1 protein-coding gene is annotated in these 972 nt (G+C 37.2%); it reads left to right on the forward strand.

Annotation, left to right across the window (positions count from 1 at the left end; translation table 11 throughout):
- Positions 1-633: 633 nt before the first annotated feature.
- On the forward strand, positions 634-783 hold the full coding sequence (locus FZC40_RS17890; RefSeq protein WP_420534746.1) for a hypothetical protein: 150 nt from the start codon (positions 634-636) through the stop codon (positions 781-783).
- Positions 784-972 lie beyond the last annotated feature (189 nt).

Genomic DNA, 972 nt, shown 5'->3' on the forward strand with positions numbered 1-972 from the left:
CTGCGATTGTGCCGCCATCTGCAGCCGTGCCTCCTACTGCCGGTGTTTGCTCTTCCTGTGCGGAACTCACATTGTCCACCGCATAGGCAACAAGCATATCCACACCTGACATTGAGAATAGCATCATGAATGTCAAAAATAATGCCATGACTCTTTTAAACTTCTTAAACATAACTTATTTCTCCTTTCATTTTTGATCTCTCCACCGTTCGTTTTCTTTCCATTTCAAATCCTTTCTCAATTATTTTTTACCATCGTCTATTTACCAATATATTTATCCTCTTACTATATAAAGACAGTCTCTGGAAGCAAAAAAGCTCACTTTTTAATCTTTTTTTATTTTTTTGTAAATATTTTGAGGGTACAAACAAAAAACTGATCTTAATATGATACAGGAGTTAGATCATGTATTGTAAGTACTCAATGTAATTGTCCAATAAACGCATGGATTTATAACGTTCCAAAAACATGAGACAATAGACTCAGAACAGAACTTTTAGTGTTTTCAGAGTGACTCTGAAAACACTAAAAGTATGAAGGGAGAGTCTATAAATGGCACTTATGAAGTCCACACATCATGCCATTCAAAAGGAAAAATGGCAGACAATGATCCAGTAACGGATTGAAAGCGGGCTGTCCATAAAAGCATGGTGTGTGAAAAACCAGGTTTTGAAAGGCAGCTATTATTATTGGCTAAAAACAATCAGAGAAGATTCATTGATGCGAGCAAGTACGCTTGTTCCGGCTGATATAAAAATACCAGTTGATCAGGGACAATCGTAAGTGTCAAACTGTAGGCACCTATCCATAAAAAAAGCCCAACTCCAGGAGGAGCAGGACTCGTAAATCTATGTTTATCAATTGGTTTTATAGCAATCCGATGAAAGTGTTTTAGACCAGGGAAGAAACTGATCAATCAATTCGGGATGATTCACCAAATCGGTGTTGGACATCTCTTTCAGGATATAAACC

This window comes from Acetobacterium tundrae, from assembly GCF_008086615.1.
Taxonomy (GTDB): Bacteria; Bacillota; Clostridia; order Eubacteriales; family Eubacteriaceae; genus Acetobacterium; species Acetobacterium tundrae.